We start from the raw sequence: 17,548 nt of genomic DNA, 5'->3' as shown, positions 1-17,548 counted from the left end.
GACGGCAAGTGGTTCAGCTTGCTGCCATGGTGGAGAACAAATAACCGGTGTAACCAACGTACACCAGCAGCAACAGGGCACCATCTACCCTTGATATCAGCTTGCGCCAGCCGGTCAGGCCGAAGCCCATCACCAGCAAGGCCAGTGTCAGCCCGAACATCAGGGTCCAGTCCCGGTAGAGTACTTCCGGGGCGACCGACAGCGGCTCAATAACAGCGGCAAGGCCCACTACAGCCAGGATGTTGAAAATCCCGGAACCCAGAATGTTGCCAAGGATCAGGTCGTGCTCGTTCTTCTTTACTGCGGCCAGTGCCGATGCCAGTTCCGGCAAGGAGGTACCGATCGCGACGATGGTCAACCCGATAATCAGGTCGCTGATGCCCAGGCTCTGGGCGATGGTTACCGCGCCCCAGACCAGAATCCGGGAGCTGACAATCAACAGAACCAGCCCGACCACCAGCCAGATGATGGCGCTTTTCAGGGGCATGGGGTGAGCGATCATCTCGGTTTCGGTGTCCCCGGCCAGCGGATCTTCCTTGCCCTGATAACCCTGGTAGATAGACCAGCCCATAACGGCCGCAAAAACACCCAGCAGCACCCAGCCATCAAGCCGTGACAGTTTGCCGTCCAGCAGTTGTGCACCGGCAATCAGGGTCAGCACCAGCAGCAGTGGCAGCTCCTTGCGGATAACCTGGGGATGCACGGCAATGGGCGCGATGATGGCGGTCAGGCCGACAATCAGGGCAATGTTGGTAATGTTCGAACCGTAGCCGTTCCCCAGGGCTAATCCCGGGTTGCCATCTGAAGCCGCCATGGCGGAGACCGCCAGTTCCGGTGCCGAGGTGCCGAAGCCGATAATCACCATGCCAATCAGCAGGGTAGGCATGCCCAGATGCTTGGCCGTGGCGGCCGCACCTTCCACAAATTTGTCTGCGCTCCAGACCAGTAACACCAGCCCGGCAATAATGGCACCTATAGCCATCAACATAGGAAGACCTCGTTAGTTCAGGTTGTCGCCGCAGGTTACGCAGGCGAGGTCACAGTTGGCGCACAAAGATACAGTAAGTGGGCGTTTCAGGTCAGCCCCCGGGCTATCGGAAATACCGCTATACGGGGTGATCCGCATTGGCCCCTCGCTGGTATCAGACTAAAGTGGCGCTGATATTGTTAACAAAACAGGCGAGAATGGTCGCAAACAACATAGTTTGCCCGACACACGTCGATTGACAATCGCAATTTATTATTCCGATAAAAATCGGGATAATCGCGCTCAATCTCATACCGGAAGCATACGGCAGCGCCGCCTACCTCGCGCCCGACCGGCTTCCGACAGGCCGCTTTGCTGATCGTGGAGTGGCATCAGGCTTCAACACTAAGCTAGGGTGAAAACCAATGGCCGTAAGACAGGCAGACGTAGTGCTGGTCGGAGGGGGCGTCATGAGCGCTACTCTCGGCATGATGCTCAGGCAGCTGGATCCGTCTCTGGACATCGTCATGGTGGAGCGTCTTGACCACGTTGCCCATGAAAGCACCGATGGATGGAATAATGCAGGCACCGGCCATGCCGGCTACTGCGAACTGAACTACACCCCCGAAACCGAAAACGGCGATGTTGAAATTGCCCGGGCTTTGCAGATCAACGCACAGTTCGAGGTTTCCCTGCAGTTCTGGTCTTACCTGGTAGAGCAGGGCATTCTGCCCGAGCCGTCCACCTTTATTAACCGCACGCCGCACCAGAGTTTTGTCTGGGGCGAGAAAGACGTTGCCTTCCTCAAGCGCCGTTTCCAGAAGCTGAAAGCCCACCACCTGTTCCGGGAAATGGAATACACCGAAAACCCGGAAGACCTGGCTGAGTGGATGCCACTGGTTGTCAGCAATCGGAACCCGATGCAGAAAGTTGCCGCTACCCGCATCAAGCACGGTTCTGATGTGGACTTCGGCTCCCTGACCCGCAGCATGGTGAAGTGGCTGGAAACCCAGCCCAACTTTGAGCTGATGCTCAGCTGCCCGGTGCACTACATCGACCAGCGTGACAACGGCCGCTGGAAAGTCCGGGTGAAGAACCAGAAAACCGGTGAGCTGACGAAGCTGGAAGCCGGTTTTGTATTCCTGGGTGCCGGTGGTGGCGCGTTGCCGCTGCTGCAGAAATCCGGCATTGACGAAGCTCGCGGTTACGGTGGTTTCCCGGTGAGTGGTCAGTGGCTGGTGTGTCAAAAGCCGGAAATCGTGAAAGAACATCACTCGAAGGTTTACGGCAAGGCGCCCATCGGTGCGCCGCCCATGTCGGTTCCGCACCTGGACACCCGGATCATCAACGGCGAGCCGGCGCTGCTGTTCGGGCCGTTTGCCGGTTTCACCACCCGCTTCCTGAAGCAGGGCTCGTTGTTTGATCTGTTCGGTTCGGTACGGGCGACCAACCTGCGGCCAATGCTGTCGGTGAGCAAGAGCAACATGGACCTGACCCGGTACCTGATCGGCGAAGTGTTCCAGTCCCACACTGACCGTGTGGAATCCCTGCGCAACTTCTTCCCGGATGCCCAGGAAGATGACTGGGCCCTGCAGATGGCGGGCCAGCGGGTGCAGATCATCAAGCAGACCGCCGAAGGCGGTGGCAAGCTGGAATTCGGTACCGAGATTGTGGCCGCGAAAGATGGTTCGCTGGCGGCGCTGCTGGGTGCTTCCCCGGGCGCGTCTACCGCAGCCAATGCCATGCTGAATGTCTTGGAGCGCTGCTTCCCCGAGAAGATGCAGTCTGCTGAGTGGCAGGAGCGCATGAAAGAGCTGGTGCCGTCATACGGCCAGACCCTGGTGGAAGACGAGCAGTTGCTGAATAAAGTGCGTGAGCGCACACTTTCAACCCTGAATCTCGTTTGATATAACCAATCAGTATCGGCAGCGCCGAAAGTGCAGAGGACAGTGGGGATAACCCGCTGTCCGCCTTCAAGCTGAGTCTCCCGGTACCGACTGATTGCCGACAGCGTTGGAAAGAATGCTATGCTCGGAGGCAAATTGGCCTGACGGGGAAGCAGAGTATGACCAACGCGCAAGCCACGCCGCGTAATGGCGCAGAACTGTTCGTCCGGGCCCTCGAGAACGAGGGCGTAAAGTACATCTTCGCAGTACCGGGCGAGGAGAACCTGGATCTGCTGGAGGCGCTCCGGAAGAGCGACATCCGGTTGATCCTCAACCGCCATGAGCAGGCGGCAGGTTTCATGGCCGCCACCTTTGGCCGTCTGACCGGCCGGGTCGGGGTCTGCCTGTCCACCCTGGGGCCCGGCGCCACCAACCTGGTCACGGCCGCGGCCTATGCCCAGCTCGGTGGTATGCCCATGATGATGATTTCCGGGCAGAAGCCGATCAAATCCTCCAAGCAGGGGCTGTTCCAGATCCTCGATGTGGTGGACCTGATGCGGCCGCTCACCAAGTACACCCGCCAGATCTCCAACGCCAATACCATTCCGGCCAAAGTCCGGGAAGCGTTCCGGTTGGCATCCGAGGAGCGCCCCGGCGCCGTGCACCTGGAACTGCCGGAGGACATCGCCGCCGAAGTGCCGGCACCGGACACCCACATCTTCGCGCCCAGTGATGCCCGGCGCCCCTCGGCCAGCCAGAAGAGTCTGGAGATCGCTTGCGACATGCTCCGTGAGGCGAAGCACCCGCTGATCATGATCGGGGCCGGTGCCAACCGTAAGCGGGTCTCCCAGGCACTGATTCACCTGGTGAACACCACCAACATCCCGTTCTTTACCACCCAGATGGGCAAGGGCGTGGTCGACGAGCGCCATCCCCGTTACCTGGGCAACGCCGCCCTGTCGGCCGGAGACTTTGTGCACCGGGCCATCGACCATGCCGACCTGGTGATCAACGTCGGTCACGATGTGGTGGAGAAGCCGCCGTTCTTCATGCAGCCGGGAGGCAAGAAGGTCATCCATGTGAACTTCTCCGGGGCCGACGTGGACCCGGTGTACTTCCCCCAGCATGAGGTGGTCGGGGACATCGCCAACAGTGTCGAGTACATGGCGGAGAACTGTGGCATCTGCCACAACCACGACTTCACCCGTTTCATGGAAGTGAAGGCTGCCGTCGACCGGCACCTCCGGGACAAGGCCGAGGATGATCGCTTCCCGGTGATTCCCCAGCGCATTGTTCACGACGTACGGGCAATGGTGCCGGAGGACGGCATCATTGCCCTGGATAACGGCATGTACAAGCTCTGGTTCGCCCGTAACTATCCGGCCTACGACAACAACACCGTGCTGCTGGACAACGCACTGGCTTCCATGGGCGCCGGACTGCCCAGTGCCATGATGGCATCCATGCTGTACCCGGACCTGAAGGTGATGGCCATCTGCGGCGATGGCGGATTCATGATGAACAGCCAGGAGCTGGAGACAGCGGTCCGGCTGGACCTCAACCTGGTGGTGCTGATCATCAACGACAGCGCCTACGGCATGATCAAGTGGAAGCAAGCCCAGGAAGGGCTGGCGGATTTCGGGCTGGATTACCGCAATCCGGACTTTGTGAAATACGCCGAATCCTATGGCGCCACCGGTCACCGGGTTGTCCGCACCGAGGATCTGCGCCCCACCCTGGAACGTGCCCTCGCCGCTGGTGGCGTGCATCTGGTGGATGTACCCGTGGATTACAGTGAGAACCGTCGGGTGTTCGACGAGGAACTGGCGGAACTGACCCGGCAGCTTTAGTGTTGTGTCGCTGCGAATGCCGGCTGGCGGAAGCCAGTTTGCTCAGGGCAGGGTAAGGCTCCCGGCACCGGGAGCCTTTGTGGAAAATGGTTAGAGTTTGGCAAAGGCGGCATCAAAGTCCTTTGCGGCCGCATCGGTAAATTCAAAGCTCTTGCGAATGTAGGCCAGCGTGGCCTTTTCGGTATCGGTTACGCCGGGGCCGTCCTGGGCGGACTCGAATAAATCGGCAACCTCATCCTTCGATAACTTGCCTTCACCACGCCCGGTTGTGTGCTTGCGGGCCAGATCGAGCAGTTCTTTTTCGTATTTTTGTCCGTCTATCGTTTCGTAAGCCATAACAACACCAACTCCGTTTTCAAGGATTCGATACCCGGGCAGCCAGTGTGGGTGCGCCGGATATGGGGGGGGGCGAAAGGCTGTGCCATCCAACTGGCCTATCGGTTTTATCCAAGCACAGGGTTCGGAGTTGTGCAAATATTGGGCAGGTTGTTTTGGTGGGACATAAACGAAAAAGCCCCGGTTTACTGGTCACCACATCCAAGCTTTCGCGCAACAGTCTCGGCCTGCGTCGGGTTATCAATTGTTTATTTCGTTTGTTTTGTTTGTTTCGTTTGTTTCGTTTGTTGGTTATAGTGCTCCTTTATATATTTGTCGCTTTCACATCAGGGGGGAGATGCGATGTCTGCTCAGAAAATTGTGCATTTGCCTACGGCGGCCGAGGTGGAAGAGGCCAAACTCTCCAGTCGCACCCTGTCCAAGTACGCCGATGTAGATCGAGTACAGCTTTCGCTACGCGGCAGCAACGGCGAGTCTGACGAGTTGGTGCTGCCGGGGCATGTATTGCAGATTTTATTGGACGTACTGGCGGAGGTGTCTCAGGGTAATGCCATCAGTTTGATCCCCTATCATCAGGAAATCAGCACGCAGGATGCGGCCAACCTCCTGAACGTCAGCCGCCCGTTCCTTGTGCGGCTTTTGGAAGCTGGGGATATACCCTTCCGGAAGGTGGGTGCTCACCGGCGAGTTAAGCTGCAGGACGTATTGAGCTACAAGGAGCGGGTAGACGGCCAGCGGCAAGCAACACTGGACGAGCTGGCGCAACTGTCACAGGACGAGGGAATGGGGTACTGACAGGTAATGAGTAAATTTACCGCCGTTTACGATGCCTGTGTTCTGTATCCGGCGCCATTGAGAGATGCGTTAATGCGGCTGGCATTAACTGACCTGTTCAAGGCGCACTGGACAGATCGCATCCACGACGAGTGGATCAACGCGCTATTGAGGGCGAAAAAACATTCGCCGGAAAGTTTGTTGCGGGTGAAGGAGCTGATGGATCGGCACGTGCGAGATGCAAAAGTTTACGGTTACGAACCGCTTATTGAGGGGCTGGACCTTCCGGATCCGGATGATCGCCATGTGCTGGCCGCCGCAATCCGTTGTAACGCCAATGCCATCGTTACTTTCAACCTCAAGGACTTTCCTGATGCATCGCTTCGCCAGTACGATATCGAAGTAATTCACCCGGACGATTTTATTCTCTACCAGATCGACATGGCGCCAACGGTGTGTTGTCGTGCCTTTCAGGCCCAGCGGTCGGCACTGAAGAATCCGTCGCTCAGTGTCGATACCTTTCTGGCAACGCTGCAAAAGCAGCAATTACCCCAAACAGTTTCGAAGCTTCGGGAGTTTGCGGATTTTCTCTAACCACAGGTTCCTGAATGGAACACATGGGTTTGGCTGCTAACCCGGTGGAGCACTAGAGGCCGAAACTCCACAGACTGCATGTTAAGGAACTGCCGAGAAAACCTCGGTGGTTGCCGGTTTCGTATGTATGCGTCTAATCCTTGATCAAACTTTCCGGAAATGCCGGATAGTTCAAGTTATTCTGGTTTTGGCAGTTACTGCAAAATTTGCAACAACTGAACTCCTAAGGATTCTTTAGCAGTTCTGGCCCTGGCTTTTTCCAGCGGGCTGAGGCTGGAGCGCGGGGTTTTCTGGTTCAAGTGTGCAATCCGTCAAGCGCCGTTGATACTTGGTTGGCACCTCAAGAAAAAGCCGAAGGGCTGAAACGAAAAAAGCCCCGGAAGTCCGGGGCTTTTCTCTGGAAGGTGATGGAGACGGCGTCCACTGAAGTTGTCTTGTAACATATTGAATAAGTTGAGATGTCTTTGGGTATGCCTTTGAAAATACCCACATGCATACCCACATTAAGCACTCGCTACCCCTGGAACAGGCAGGAACTCAGAGCCCCAAGTTTGGGCTATCGAAGCACGATTAAGGGCTGTTCTTCGTTCAACATTTTTCAACATGAGCTATCAACGCGCTAGTCCACGATGAGTAAAACAATACTCAGTTGTTCCTCATAGCCTTAACTTCTGTCGTCGAAGTCCTCGGTGTAGTAATACATTACTTCGTCCAGTGGTTAGACAGGGCTTCCGCCTGTTCCATGATCAGTTCAATCGCTGCCGGCGCTTTATCCGGCGGATACTTGTAACGCTGCAACGTCCGCCGCACCAGAATCCTCAGCTTGGCCCGCACGCTTTCCCGCACCTGCCAGTCCACGGTGGTGGATTTTCGCAGCTTGTCGGTGATCTCCACGGCGATCTTCTTCAGGATCTCGTCGCCCAGCTCCCGCACGGCGCTTTCGTTGCTGGCCAGGGCGTCGTAGAAGGCCACTTCGTCCGGGTTCAGGCCGAGGGCAGCATCCCGTTCCATTTCAGCCTGGAACTGCTTGGCCATGGCGATCAGCTCTTCGATCACCTGGGCTGTCTCGATACCCCGGTTGTTGTACTTGCGCAGCGTCTCCTGCAGGCGGTCGGCGTACTTCTTCTCCTGCACTACGTTGTTGCGGGTTTTGGCCTTGATGTCGTCCTTGAGCAGCTTTTCCAGAAGTTCCACGGCGAAGTTCTTGTAGGGCATCTGCCGAACGTCTTCCAGAAACTCGTCAGAGAGCAGGCCGATGTTGGGCTTGTCCAGGCCGCACAGGGCGAAGACCTCCGTTACCCCTTCGGCCACCAGCGCGTTGTCCAGGATCTGCTTCAGGGCGGTGTTCTTCTCTTCCTCGGTCAGCTTCTTGTCTACGCTGGTGAACTTGGTGATGGCGGTCTTCACCTGCGACAGGAACGCCACCTCCTTCTGCAACGCCTGAGCTTCGTCCAGGGTGGCGCACAGTGAGAAGGCCTTGTTCATGGCCAGCACGGTATCCAGGAAGCGCTTCTTGCCATCATCCAGACTGAGCACGTAGTTCGCGGTGGCCAGCAGAACCTTGCGGGGCTCGGTGTCAAAACCGCTATAGCTGAATCCCTTGCTTTTGGGGCCAGGCGCAAACATGCCGTGGATGATGTCCAGCTTCTCGAGCAGGATGGCGTAGGCTTCCTCGGCACTGTGGGTGGGGGAGCCCTTGCCCTTGGCATCGGTGTAGGTTTTCAGGGCCTGCTTGAGCTCGTTGGCAATGCCGATGTAATCCACTACCAGCCCGCCGGGCTTGTCCTTGAACACGCGGTTTACCCGGGCAATGGCCTGCATCAGGTTGTGGCCCTTCATGGGCTTGTCCACGTACATGGTGTGGCAGCAGGGCGCATCGAAGCCGGTCAGCCACATATCCCGTACGATCACCAGCCTGAGCGGGTCGTTGATGTCCTTGAAGCGCTTCTCGAACCGTTTCTTGGTCTGCTTGTTGTGGATGTGCGGCTGCAGCAGAGCTCGGTCAGAGGCGGAACCGGTCATCACAACCTTGATGGCGCCTTTCTCTGGATCGTCGTCGTGCCATTCCGGGCGCAGTGCGACAATCTCGTTATACAGGTAAACCGCAATCTCCCGGCTCATGGCCACAATCATGGCCTTGCCGTCTATGGTGCTGGAGCGGGTTTCAAAGTGGTTTACCAGGTCTTTCGCCACCTGCTTCAGGCGCGGGCCGGCGCCGACCAGCTTCTCCAGCCGGCTCCACTCGCCCTTGGTTTTCTCGCGGCTGCCAACGTCTTCGTCGTCTTCAACCACTTCCTCCACCTGGTCAGACAACTCCTCGATCTGCTCGCGGTTGATGTCCAGCTTGGCCAGGCGGGATTCGTAGAAGATGGGCACGGTCGCACCATCGTCCACCGCATCCTGGATGTCGTAGATGGACACGTAATCGCCGAACACGGCTCGGGTGTCTTTGTCTTCGCTCTCGATGGGTGTGCCGGTAAAGCCGATGAACGAGGCATTGGGCAAGGCATCGCGCATGTGGCGGGCGTAGCCGAACTTGTAGGTGCCGTCTTTCTTGAGGGTGGCTTTCAGGCCGTACTGGCTGCGGTGGGCTTCGTCTGAGATCACCACGATGTTGTGGCGGTCGTTCAGAATCGGGTGGCCGGATTCGTCGTTCAGTAGCGCGAATTTCTGAACCGTGGTGAAGATGATGCCGCCGGATTCCCGCTCTGACAGCAGGCGGCGCAGGGTGTCACGGTCATCGGCCTGCACGGGCTCTTGCTTCAACAATTCCCGGGCCGCGCTGAAGGTGGCGAACAGTTGGCCGTCCAGATCGTTGCGGTCGGTGACGACAATCAACGTGGGGTTGTTCATCTCCGACTGTTGCAGCAGCTTGCCGGCGTAACAGCACATAGAAATGCTTTTGCCAGAGCCCTGGGTGTGCCACACCACCCCAGCTTTCTTGCTGCCCGGCAGAACCTCGTCGCCGTAGGTGGCCCGCTTCTCGCTGATACCATCGCCGCTCATATCCCGAGCGGCAATCACAGTTGCACGAACAGCCTCACGCACCGCATGGAACTGGTGATAACCAGCAATCTTCTTGATCAGTTTGTCGGAATCCGTCTCGAAGATTACGAAGTACCGGATGTAATCCAGGAACAGCTCACGGTCGAAGAAGCCCCGCACCATGGTTTCCAGCTGCCATTCCAGCAGGGGCTTGTCGTCCTCATGCTTGATGGTGCGCCAGGGCATGTAGCGTTCCTGGCTGGCGGTTAGGGAACCCACGCGGGCCAGATAGCCGTCGCTGATAATCGCCGCCTCGTTGTAGGCGAACAGATCGGAGCATTCGTCTTTGTAGGTCTGGATCTGGTTGTAGGCATCCCAGATGTTCACGTTCTCGGCACCGGGGCTCTTCAGCTCCAGTACCGCCAGGGGCAGGCCGTTGATAAAACAGACCACGTCCGGCCGGCGGAGCTGTTTGGAGCCTTCGAGGGTGAACTGGTTGATGGCCCGGAAGCGGTTGGCGGACAGGTCGCCGAAGTCCACCAGAAAGGCCTGGTCGTGAACTACCTTGTCGTCGCGCTTGTACTCCACCGGTACACCATCCAGCAGCAGGCGGTGGAAGGCCCGGTTGCTAATCACCACATCCAGGCTTTCGGGTTTGCGGACAACGGCCACAGCTTGCTCAACGGCGCTCTGGGGCAGGTGAGGGTTGATGCGGTGAATAGCCGCCTCGAGATCCGCCAGTAACAATACCTGCCGGTAATCGGCCCGTTCCGGGGCTTCGCCCTCTGGTGCCAGGTCTGGCCCGTGGGCGATCTCCCAGCCGCCTTCGGCAAACCATTGCAGGCATTGTTGTTCCAGCTGATCTTCCGTCATACCTCAGTCCTTATTTCCCTTCACTTCTGACATCGGCGGGCTCCCTCAGCAGCAGGAAATGCTCAATCAGCCGGATCATCAGGGTTTTCTGATCCGGCAGGCTTTCCGCCACCAGCAGGGCCAAGGCCACCAGGGTGTTGTCATTAATCAGTTGTTCTACCGGTCGCGCCAACAAAGCGGCGTTGCGGCGCAGATACCACAGAAACAGAAACGAGCCACAGCGCTTGTTGCCGTCGGCCAGCGGGTGGTTCTTGATCACGAAGTAGAGCAGGTGAGCGGCACGGGTGGCCACGTTCGGGTAAAAGAGCTCATCACCAAAGCCCTGCTCGATAGTGGCCAACGCCGAAGCCAGGCCGTCACCCCGTAACTGGCCGAACAGCTCGGTGGCCTCGCCCTTGGCCATGAGCGTTTGCTTGAGTTCGCCAATGGCTTTTAGTGCCTCGTCCAGCTCCAGCGGCTGCATATCCGGCTGCTTGATGCCAACCTCGGCCAGCTGCTGCTCGTCGTAGCCCTGCAGCAGGCTCCAGGAGCGGGCGTAGTCGCTGATTACCCGGGCGACGGCTTCGCCTTCGTTGGACACCAGGCCTTGATTGGTGAGGGTGCGGCTCAGCAGGTCAACGGCCTGCTCAAACTCGATGCCGCGCTCGGCCAAGCGGCGTTGATTGAGGGTGTAGCCCTGAACGAGGTGGTCTTTGAGAACCTGGGTTGCCCATTTACGAAATTGCACGCCACGCTGGGATTTCACCCGGTAGCCAACAGAGATGATCATGTCCAGATTGTAGTGATCAATGTCCCGCTGAACCTGACGCTTGCCCTCTTGGCGAACTATCCGGAATTTCCGGATAGTTGGTTCTTTCTCTAGTTCGCCCTCCTGGAACACATTGCCCACGTGCTCGTTGACGGTGCGCACGTCTTTGCCAAACAGCTCCGCCATCTGGACTTGGCTGAGCCAGACGGTTTCCTGCTCCAGTGCCACTTCCAGCTGCGCCTGGCCGTCGGTTGAGGTGAAGATTCGTACTTGTTGTTCAGCCATGACAGTTCCTTGTCGTTGTTTACAAGCCGCTCAGTATAGTCAATGGCTTATGCATCGTGCTCTGTGCCCGGCTCTTTACTGAAGTTTGTTGTTTTCAGCTCCTGCCGCACTTTGTCCAGCGGCCCGCTCAGCGCTTTTTCCAGCCGGGTCATGTGCTCCACCAACCATTCGACCATCTCGGGCCAGTTGGCCTTGTTGTAGCCATCGACAGGCTTTTCATACTGGATACGGCACGCAATCTTGTCTGGTAGGGGCAGCCATACCAGTTCGTTACCAAAAGCAGTTTCAATCTGGGATTTCATGGTCTGCAGTCGGTCAAATACAAAGCGGTTCGCCTCGGCACGGCTGCTTTGCATACTTAATCCAACACGCACTTCATTTTTGCCAAAGATTAACTGGTAACCCATGCCACTGATCCCGGAGCCAGCATTTAACCAGTGATCTTTGGCTGGACTGATGTTGTTAAACAGCGAGCAGTTACTACGGCCAAAGGCCTCCAGGGTTTGTTCCCAGAAAGACAGACGCAGCGTATGCCGGCTCTTTTGTTCATTGCTGGCGCTCTTTTCCTCGGCCTCCTTGGCCATCATGCCAATCATAAAGTCCGAGGCTTCCGGGGTGGGGATGATCTGCTCCACGTTCAGGAACAGCTCTGCACCGGCCTGGTAGGGCGTCACCTTGAAGCACTGGCAGTTGACGCCGAATTGGCTCAGCCAGAGCACGGTGTTGGTGACTTCCTTGCGGTAGTGCGCGGCCACCAGAATCAGGCGCTGGCTTTTCAGGGTATTGAGCTGCACTGATTGCAGATCGTCGGCCTGCAGGAACTCCAGCAAAACGCTCTCTGCATCGGCTGGGGCGCTGCCTTCGTTCTGGGCTTTCTGGTTAAGGTAGCGCTGGAAGATCTCCACCACCTGCTGCTTTTTGAGGTTGGCGCAGTAGCTGGCGTACTTGAGCGCCTGCCACACCACATCCCGGCCGCTGTCATCGAGCTTGTTTTCGATGATGACCAGATTGCCTTCCTTGTCGATGGCGAGTAGATCGAGCCGCTCACGGGTATCGTCGAAGCCGTCGAACTCTTTCTGGATAATCAGCAGCTCGTCGCCGTCGCCTTGGATCAGCGCCTGGGGGTAGTTCTCCAGCCATTCCTGCAGGTGTTTGCGCTCGGTGAAGCCGAGGTCACTGAAACGTTTTACTTCCAGGGGGTTGATGCGGTTGGCGGTGGGGTCGATTTTAAACATTTGCTGGTTCCGCCTCTTCCGCTAGCTGACCCTCTGCGTCGGATAGGGAGAGTTCGCCGGATAGGAGTTTGGGGAGCAAGCTATCCCGCAAATTTGCGAGTGACGCCTTATTTAACTGGTAGTTGCATATGCCCTCAAATATGGGAGTCACGATTTTTTCGAAGCACTGGAGTAATGCATCATCGGGAATTATAAGGGGCATCTGTTTGATGGTCTTCGAGTTGACGGCAGTCGCTATGGAAGATGTACTGCCTAAAGTCGAATAGTCAAACTGACTGAGACATAGGTAAGTCCAATAGCTGCCTGGGCTGTTGGTGCTAATCCTGAAATGGGCGATCGCTTCATTAGTGGCCATGTCTGTTTTCGCGATAACAACCCTACCCAGGGTGAGCTTGAAGCTCAGAAGAACTGTGCCTTCAGGGCAAATTTTAATTTTGAATTTGTCAACGGCCTCTTGGGTCAAGTACTCATCGCTATCAGTTGCAAAGACATTTCCTTCGCCCATCTTTCTTATCGATAGCCACTTAACGTGATCTGGGCTCCCGGAGAACCATTCTGGCTCCTTCCTTGGCGGTGTTTTTCCAATAGTAATTTGAAACTGAGACTCCGCTGATTTGACGTCCCACCCCTCCGGAATCTCCCCCAACTCACTATCCTGCATAGCCGACGGAAACAGCTCGGCGGTGGCGCGGAGCTCGGCGTATTGCTCGGGCTGTTCGGTCTGGAGGCGGGTTAGCTCCGCTTCGCCTTTGCCGGAAATGGCCTGCATGGCGGCGAGCAAAGCGTCTTCATCGCTGCCGCCGGCTTCCAGTACGGCGATCTTGGCTTTGACCGGCTCGAAATCGACAAACCAGCTTTTGAAGATGGCTTGGGCCATCTGATCCAGAGTGTGGTTGATTCGGTGGTTAACGTTAATTTTGTTCTCAAGGGCAGCTGCTGTCCCAACAATTGCATTACGTTCGGTTTGGGGCGCAACGGGTATTGGGAGGCTTCTTATGTCCTTCAGGTTTAGCGTTTTTTGAACCGTTGTATTGAGCCTGGCATCAATCAAATGTTTGGCGGTGCTGCTCAGGAGAACGTACCTTAACCAAGTTCGAAGTGTTGGGTCTTTTAATCTGACTACTGCGAGCGCTCGAGCAGCATTCCAGCCAGCCATGCTCTCATCGACAATCGCACAATCGCCAGGGTTTCCAACGAGCGTGATTAGCAATTCGTTGCCAGATAGGCTTGTTCTACGGTACTCATGGTTGACTGTTTCGCTAATGCGAAAGTCGGGTTCACCAACCACTGCGCCGTTCTTGACATCTGAGACTTTGATTAAAGGTACTCCAGACGCATAGTGGTTTCCGGGATACATCACCCCTACGGCGATCGATTTGGGGTCGGCAAGTAGATCTTCAAATCGCACAAAATCCCAGTGAGCTGGTGTGCTGCCTCCTGCATTCGTCCAAATCTCTCTAAGGTCAGCGCTCATTCCAACCCCCATCATGCTGCTTGATCTCAGTCCCCGGACTCCAGTTATTCGAAGCTAGTCTCTGTTGCTTCGTCAGAGCCTGGTTACTAGATAATGGAGCCAGCTTACTAGATAACAGCGCTGACTTACTGGATAAGGTTGCCTTCGTATCCAATTGCGAGAGAAGGGCCCTTCCGAATACTGGCGGGACTGTGCGCCTGCCAAGTGTTATAATTTCACAGGTCATTTCGTTCCGGAGTCGCCCCATGGTTCGTAAAAAAAGCTCAGACAAGGTATCAGTTTCCCGCGCCAGCATTCTGAGAGCTGTCGCCAGTTCAAGCGCCATCGAGACCGGTGAGGGAACCGAGGTCATCGAGAAGCGTCTGAAGTCTCGCTCGCGCCGCACAAGAAAGTTAGCGTTGGCTTCCTGATTCACGATAAACCGGCTCACTGTTGTGCCTCCAGAACGTCCTGGATCAGGCGTTCAACGTATTGATAATCTCCGTCTCGCCCCGCCTGAATGGCTTTAAAGTAGAAGTCCTTGTGTTCATCCCAAAGGCTGTAGTCGAGCGGCTCGGCACCGGCCTTGGTGGCCATTACATCCAGTAGTAATCGCGATATCCGCCCGTTGCCCTCCCGAAAAGGGTGAATCAGGATGAACTCCACATGCACTTCGGCGAGGAAAGCGACCAGTTCTTCGTCGCTCATCTCGGGAAGCTCGTAAAAACGGGAGAGATAGCGCGCTTCAAATGTCTCTGCCAGCTTTGGAATCTGGACCGGTGACGCAAACCGGATGTTCGGCTTGGACATGTCAACGGTACGACTCTGGCCTGCCCAGCTATACACATTACCCAGCCAGGCACGATGCCACTGGCAGAGCGTCTCGAAGGTGAGCTCTTCCGGGAAATTGTCGAATACCTGTAGGTAGAGTTCTTCAAGCAGGTCTGTCTCTGCTATGTTCATTTCCTCCGGGTCGGTAATTCCTGGGAGATTACGCAATACTTTGTTGTCGGAGCCCGGCTGGTACTCGCCCTCGCTGCCGGTAATGTCGTAGCGACTCATAGCGATGGCCTCATTTGCAGAGGACGCTCAGAGTTCATACCCCAGCCCCCCAAGATTCCGCTTGATCTCAGCCTCCAGCCGGTCACTCTCTGCAAACTGCTCCCGTAACTGTCCGGTCAATCGCGCCATCTTCACTGCAAAGGGCTCTCCATCGTCTTCCTGCTCCTGAGCACCCACATAGCGCCCCGGTGTCAGCACAAAGTCGTGCTTCTTGATTTCATCCAGGCTGGCGGATTTGCAGAAGCCGGCGACATCCTCATAACCCTCACCACGCTGCCAGGCATGGAAGGTGTCGGCGATCTTGGCGATGTCGTCGTTGGTGAAGTCCCGCAGGACCCGATCCCGCATGAAGCCCAGGTTGCGGGCGTCGATGAACAGGAACTCTTCCCGGCGGTCGCGCTTTTTCTCGTTGCGCACCATGCCGTTGGCTTTGTCTTTGGTCAGAAACCAGATACACGCCGGGATCTGGGTGTTGGTGAACAGCTGGCCGGGCAGGGCGACCATGCATTCCACCAGGTCTTCTTCCACAAGGCGTTTACGGATTTCGCCTTCGTTGTTGGTGTTGGAACTCATGGAACCGTTGGCCAGCAGCAGGGCCATGCTGCCGGTGGGCGCCAGGTGGTGGATCATGTGCTGCATCCAGCCAAAGTTAGCGTTGCCCTTGGGCGGGGTGCCGTACTTCCAGCGCACGTCGTCGGCCAGGGATTCGCTCCACCAGTCTCTGATGTTGAACGGCGGGTTGGCCATCACAAAGTCGGCGCGCAAGTCTGGGTGCTGGTCGTCCAGGAAGGTGTCGGCGTTTTTCTTGCCGAAGTTGAAGTCGATGCCCCGGATGGCCATATTCATGGCGGCCAGCTTCCAGGTGGTGGGGTTGGACTCCTGGCCGTACACGGAGATGTGCTTTTTCTGTTCAGAGGCGTCGTAGTGCTGCTCGCTGGCGTGTTCCTCGATGAACTTGTCGCTGGAGACAAAAAATCCGCCGGAGCCCATGGCCGGGTCGTACACCCGGCCGGAGTAGGGCTGCAGCATTTCGACAATCAGGGTGACGATGCTCTTGGGGGTGTAATACTGGCCGCCCTGCTTGCCTTCGGCGAGGGCGAACTGGCCCAGAAAGTATTCGTACACATGGCCGAGGATATCTTTGCTGTGCAGGCTCAGCTTCTCGCCCTCGAATACCGGCCGGGTGAAGGAGGTGTCGGAGAAGGTGTTGATCAGGCCCAGCAGCTTGTCGTTGTCCAGCTGGTACTGGCTGATGCGGTTGAGGATGCCCTTGAGCTTGGCGTTGCTCTTCTCGATTTCTTCCAGGGCGTTATCGACCAGCCAGGACACGGAGCGCAGCTTTACGTCGTTGCCGGCATCGTCTTTCCAGAGCACGGTGCCCACGGGCAGCACGGCTTTCTCTTTCAGGGTGCTCCAGCGGGCGGGCTTGGGTACCCAGAACACGTTGGCCTCGCGGTAGTAATCTAATACTTCCAGTTCTTCCAGCAGCGCTTGCTGGTAGTCCTCGTCGCCGTCGTAGTCTTCCGGCGGCAAGTAGTAGATGTCGTCGTTCTCATCCTTGAACCGCTCCAGCAACTCCTCCTGGCGCTCCTCGAAGGCATCGGAGACGTACTTCAGGAAGATCAGGCCCAGCACCACATGCTTGTAGTTGGCGGCATCCAGGTTGGCGCGGAGCTTGTCGGCGGCTTTCCAGAGTTTGTCGTCCAGGGCTTTGAGGAATTGCTGTTCCGTGTTGTTCATTGCTCGGTTGTTCCCTATGAGAAGTTACGGCTTTCGTTCTCTGTTAAAGCGTAAAGGCACGGAGCGACAGGCTGTGTCGGTTCGTGCCTTGGATTGTTCCGGAGCGTAACGGGCAATACCGGGGGTGTATTGCTTGCTAACCACTCGATATAGGGTTGTTTTACGTTACTTGGTGGGGTTAGGCAAGGTTAAGCGCCGATGACACCTGAAGAAAAAACGGAAGGTCAGAAACGAAAAAAGCCCCTGAAATCAGGGGCTTTTCTCTTGGAAGGTGGTGGAGACGGCGGGAATTGAACCCGCGTCCGCCAGCACTAGGCCTTGAGATCTACATGCTTAGTGTCCTTCTATTGTTTTAACCTCAAGCGACCCGAAGGCCAGGGTGCAAGAGGCGAGCTCTTTAAATCTTAGCCTTTAGCCAGTGAGCTCTGGATAAAGGAGCATCCCGTAAGCGATGACGTCCTGAGATGTTGCTTCCGAGCTACGGGCGACCCGGTCAGGACGACTAGCAGCTTACGCTGCTAGTGCGTAGTTTTCGTCGTTTGCGACTATTGCGTTGCAGCTTTGGATTAACGAGATTGGCTGCCATCTCGACATGCACCCAAGGGTTCGCCACCAGCGTCGAAGCCATGTCGTCCCCTCTTACTTGGAGTATATGTGGGCGGCTCCCGATACTTCAAGGGGTGTTTCACTATCGTGGCGGTTATTTGTACCTATCCGTATCACGACGCAGCGCGAAGATCCATACCCCCTCCTTGTGTCC

12 protein-coding genes and 1 other RNA gene are annotated in these 17,548 nt (G+C 56.7%); 4 read left to right on the top strand and 9 right to left on the bottom strand.

Features of this window, described 5'->3' with window-relative positions; translation table 11 throughout:
- Nucleotides 1-13 precede the first annotated feature (13 nt).
- Nucleotides 14-988, bottom strand: coding sequence for a calcium/sodium antiporter (locus AC13DJ_RS07810; protein WP_473801904.1), 975 nt, complete (start codon nt 986-988; stop codon nt 14-16).
- Between the two features lie 404 nt (nt 989-1,392).
- On the opposite strand from AC13DJ_RS07810, the gene mqo reads away from it, so the two are divergent.
- Both mqo and AC13DJ_RS07800 read left to right on the top strand, forming a co-directional pair.
- Nucleotides 1,393-2,874: a malate dehydrogenase (quinone) gene (mqo, locus tag AC13DJ_RS07805; protein WP_482933564.1), complete on the top strand. Its 1,482-nt coding sequence runs from the start codon at nt 1,393-1,395 to the stop codon at nt 2,872-2,874.
- A gap of 158 nt (nt 2,875-3,032) precedes the next feature.
- On the top strand, nt 3,033-4,703 hold the full coding sequence (locus AC13DJ_RS07800; RefSeq protein WP_482933563.1) for an acetolactate synthase large subunit: 1,671 nt from the start codon (nt 3,033-3,035) through the stop codon (nt 4,701-4,703).
- 90 nt (nt 4,704-4,793) lie between these two features.
- On the opposite strand, the gene AC13DJ_RS07795 is transcribed toward AC13DJ_RS07800, so the two are convergent.
- On the bottom strand, nt 4,794-5,039 hold the full coding sequence (locus AC13DJ_RS07795; protein WP_022988318.1) for a peptidoglycan-associated lipoprotein: 246 nt from the start codon (nt 5,037-5,039) through the stop codon (nt 4,794-4,796).
- A gap of 342 nt (nt 5,040-5,381) precedes the next feature.
- Between AC13DJ_RS07795 and AC13DJ_RS07790 the strand changes: the two genes are divergently transcribed.
- A complete protein-coding gene (locus AC13DJ_RS07790; protein WP_058341822.1) occupies nt 5,382-5,834 on the top strand; it encodes a helix-turn-helix domain-containing protein in 453 nt (150 codons plus the stop codon).
- 6 nt (nt 5,835-5,840) lie between these two features.
- Nucleotides 5,841-6,407 carry a PIN domain-containing protein gene (locus tag AC13DJ_RS07785; protein ID WP_288371849.1) on the top strand — a complete coding sequence of 189 codons (567 nt, stop codon included), beginning with the start codon at nt 5,841-5,843 and terminating at the stop codon, nt 6,405-6,407.
- 702 nt (nt 6,408-7,109) lie between these two features.
- On the opposite strand, the gene AC13DJ_RS07780 is transcribed toward AC13DJ_RS07785, so the two are convergent.
- The 7 genes from AC13DJ_RS07780 to ssrA all read right to left on the bottom strand — a co-directional run bounded on the left by AC13DJ_RS07780 (nt 7,110) and on the right by ssrA (nt 17,425).
- Complete coding sequence (locus tag AC13DJ_RS07780; protein ID WP_482933562.1) at nt 7,110-10,265, bottom strand: type I restriction endonuclease subunit R; 3,156 nt, start codon at nt 10,263-10,265, stop codon at nt 7,110-7,112.
- A 10-nt stretch (nt 10,266-10,275) separates the two neighbouring features.
- Entirely contained in the window at nt 10,276-11,298 is a 1,023-nt protein-coding gene (locus AC13DJ_RS07775) for a virulence RhuM family protein/type II toxin-antitoxin system death-on-curing family toxin (protein WP_482933561.1), read from the bottom strand.
- A 47-nt stretch (nt 11,299-11,345) separates the two neighbouring features.
- Complete coding sequence (locus tag AC13DJ_RS07770) at nt 11,346-12,533, bottom strand: DUF4268 domain-containing protein (protein WP_482933560.1); 1,188 nt, start codon at nt 12,531-12,533, stop codon at nt 11,346-11,348.
- Nucleotides 12,526-14,007 (bottom strand): restriction endonuclease subunit S, encoded by a 1,482-nt coding sequence (locus AC13DJ_RS07765; protein ID WP_482933559.1) that lies wholly within the window; start codon nt 14,005-14,007, stop codon nt 12,526-12,528. Before AC13DJ_RS07765 ends, AC13DJ_RS07770 begins: the two co-directional genes overlap by 8 nt.
- Nucleotides 14,008-14,433: 426 nt before the next feature.
- Nucleotides 14,434-15,048 (bottom strand): Fic/DOC family protein, encoded by a 615-nt coding sequence (locus tag AC13DJ_RS07760; protein ID WP_482933558.1) that lies wholly within the window; start codon nt 15,046-15,048, stop codon nt 14,434-14,436.
- Between the two features lie 27 nt (nt 15,049-15,075).
- Nucleotides 15,076-16,788: a class I SAM-dependent DNA methyltransferase gene (locus AC13DJ_RS07755; protein ID WP_482933557.1), complete on the bottom strand. Its 1,713-nt coding sequence runs from the start codon at nt 16,786-16,788 to the stop codon at nt 15,076-15,078.
- A 272-nt stretch (nt 16,789-17,060) separates the two neighbouring features.
- Nucleotides 17,061-17,425: a transfer-messenger RNA gene (gene ssrA / locus AC13DJ_RS07750) on the bottom strand.
- Nucleotides 17,426-17,548 lie beyond the last annotated feature (123 nt).

The organism is Marinobacter sp. L-46 (assembly GCF_056859535.1).
Note: the sequence above shows the minus strand (reverse complement) of the source record. Positions and strands in the feature narration are given on the sequence as shown.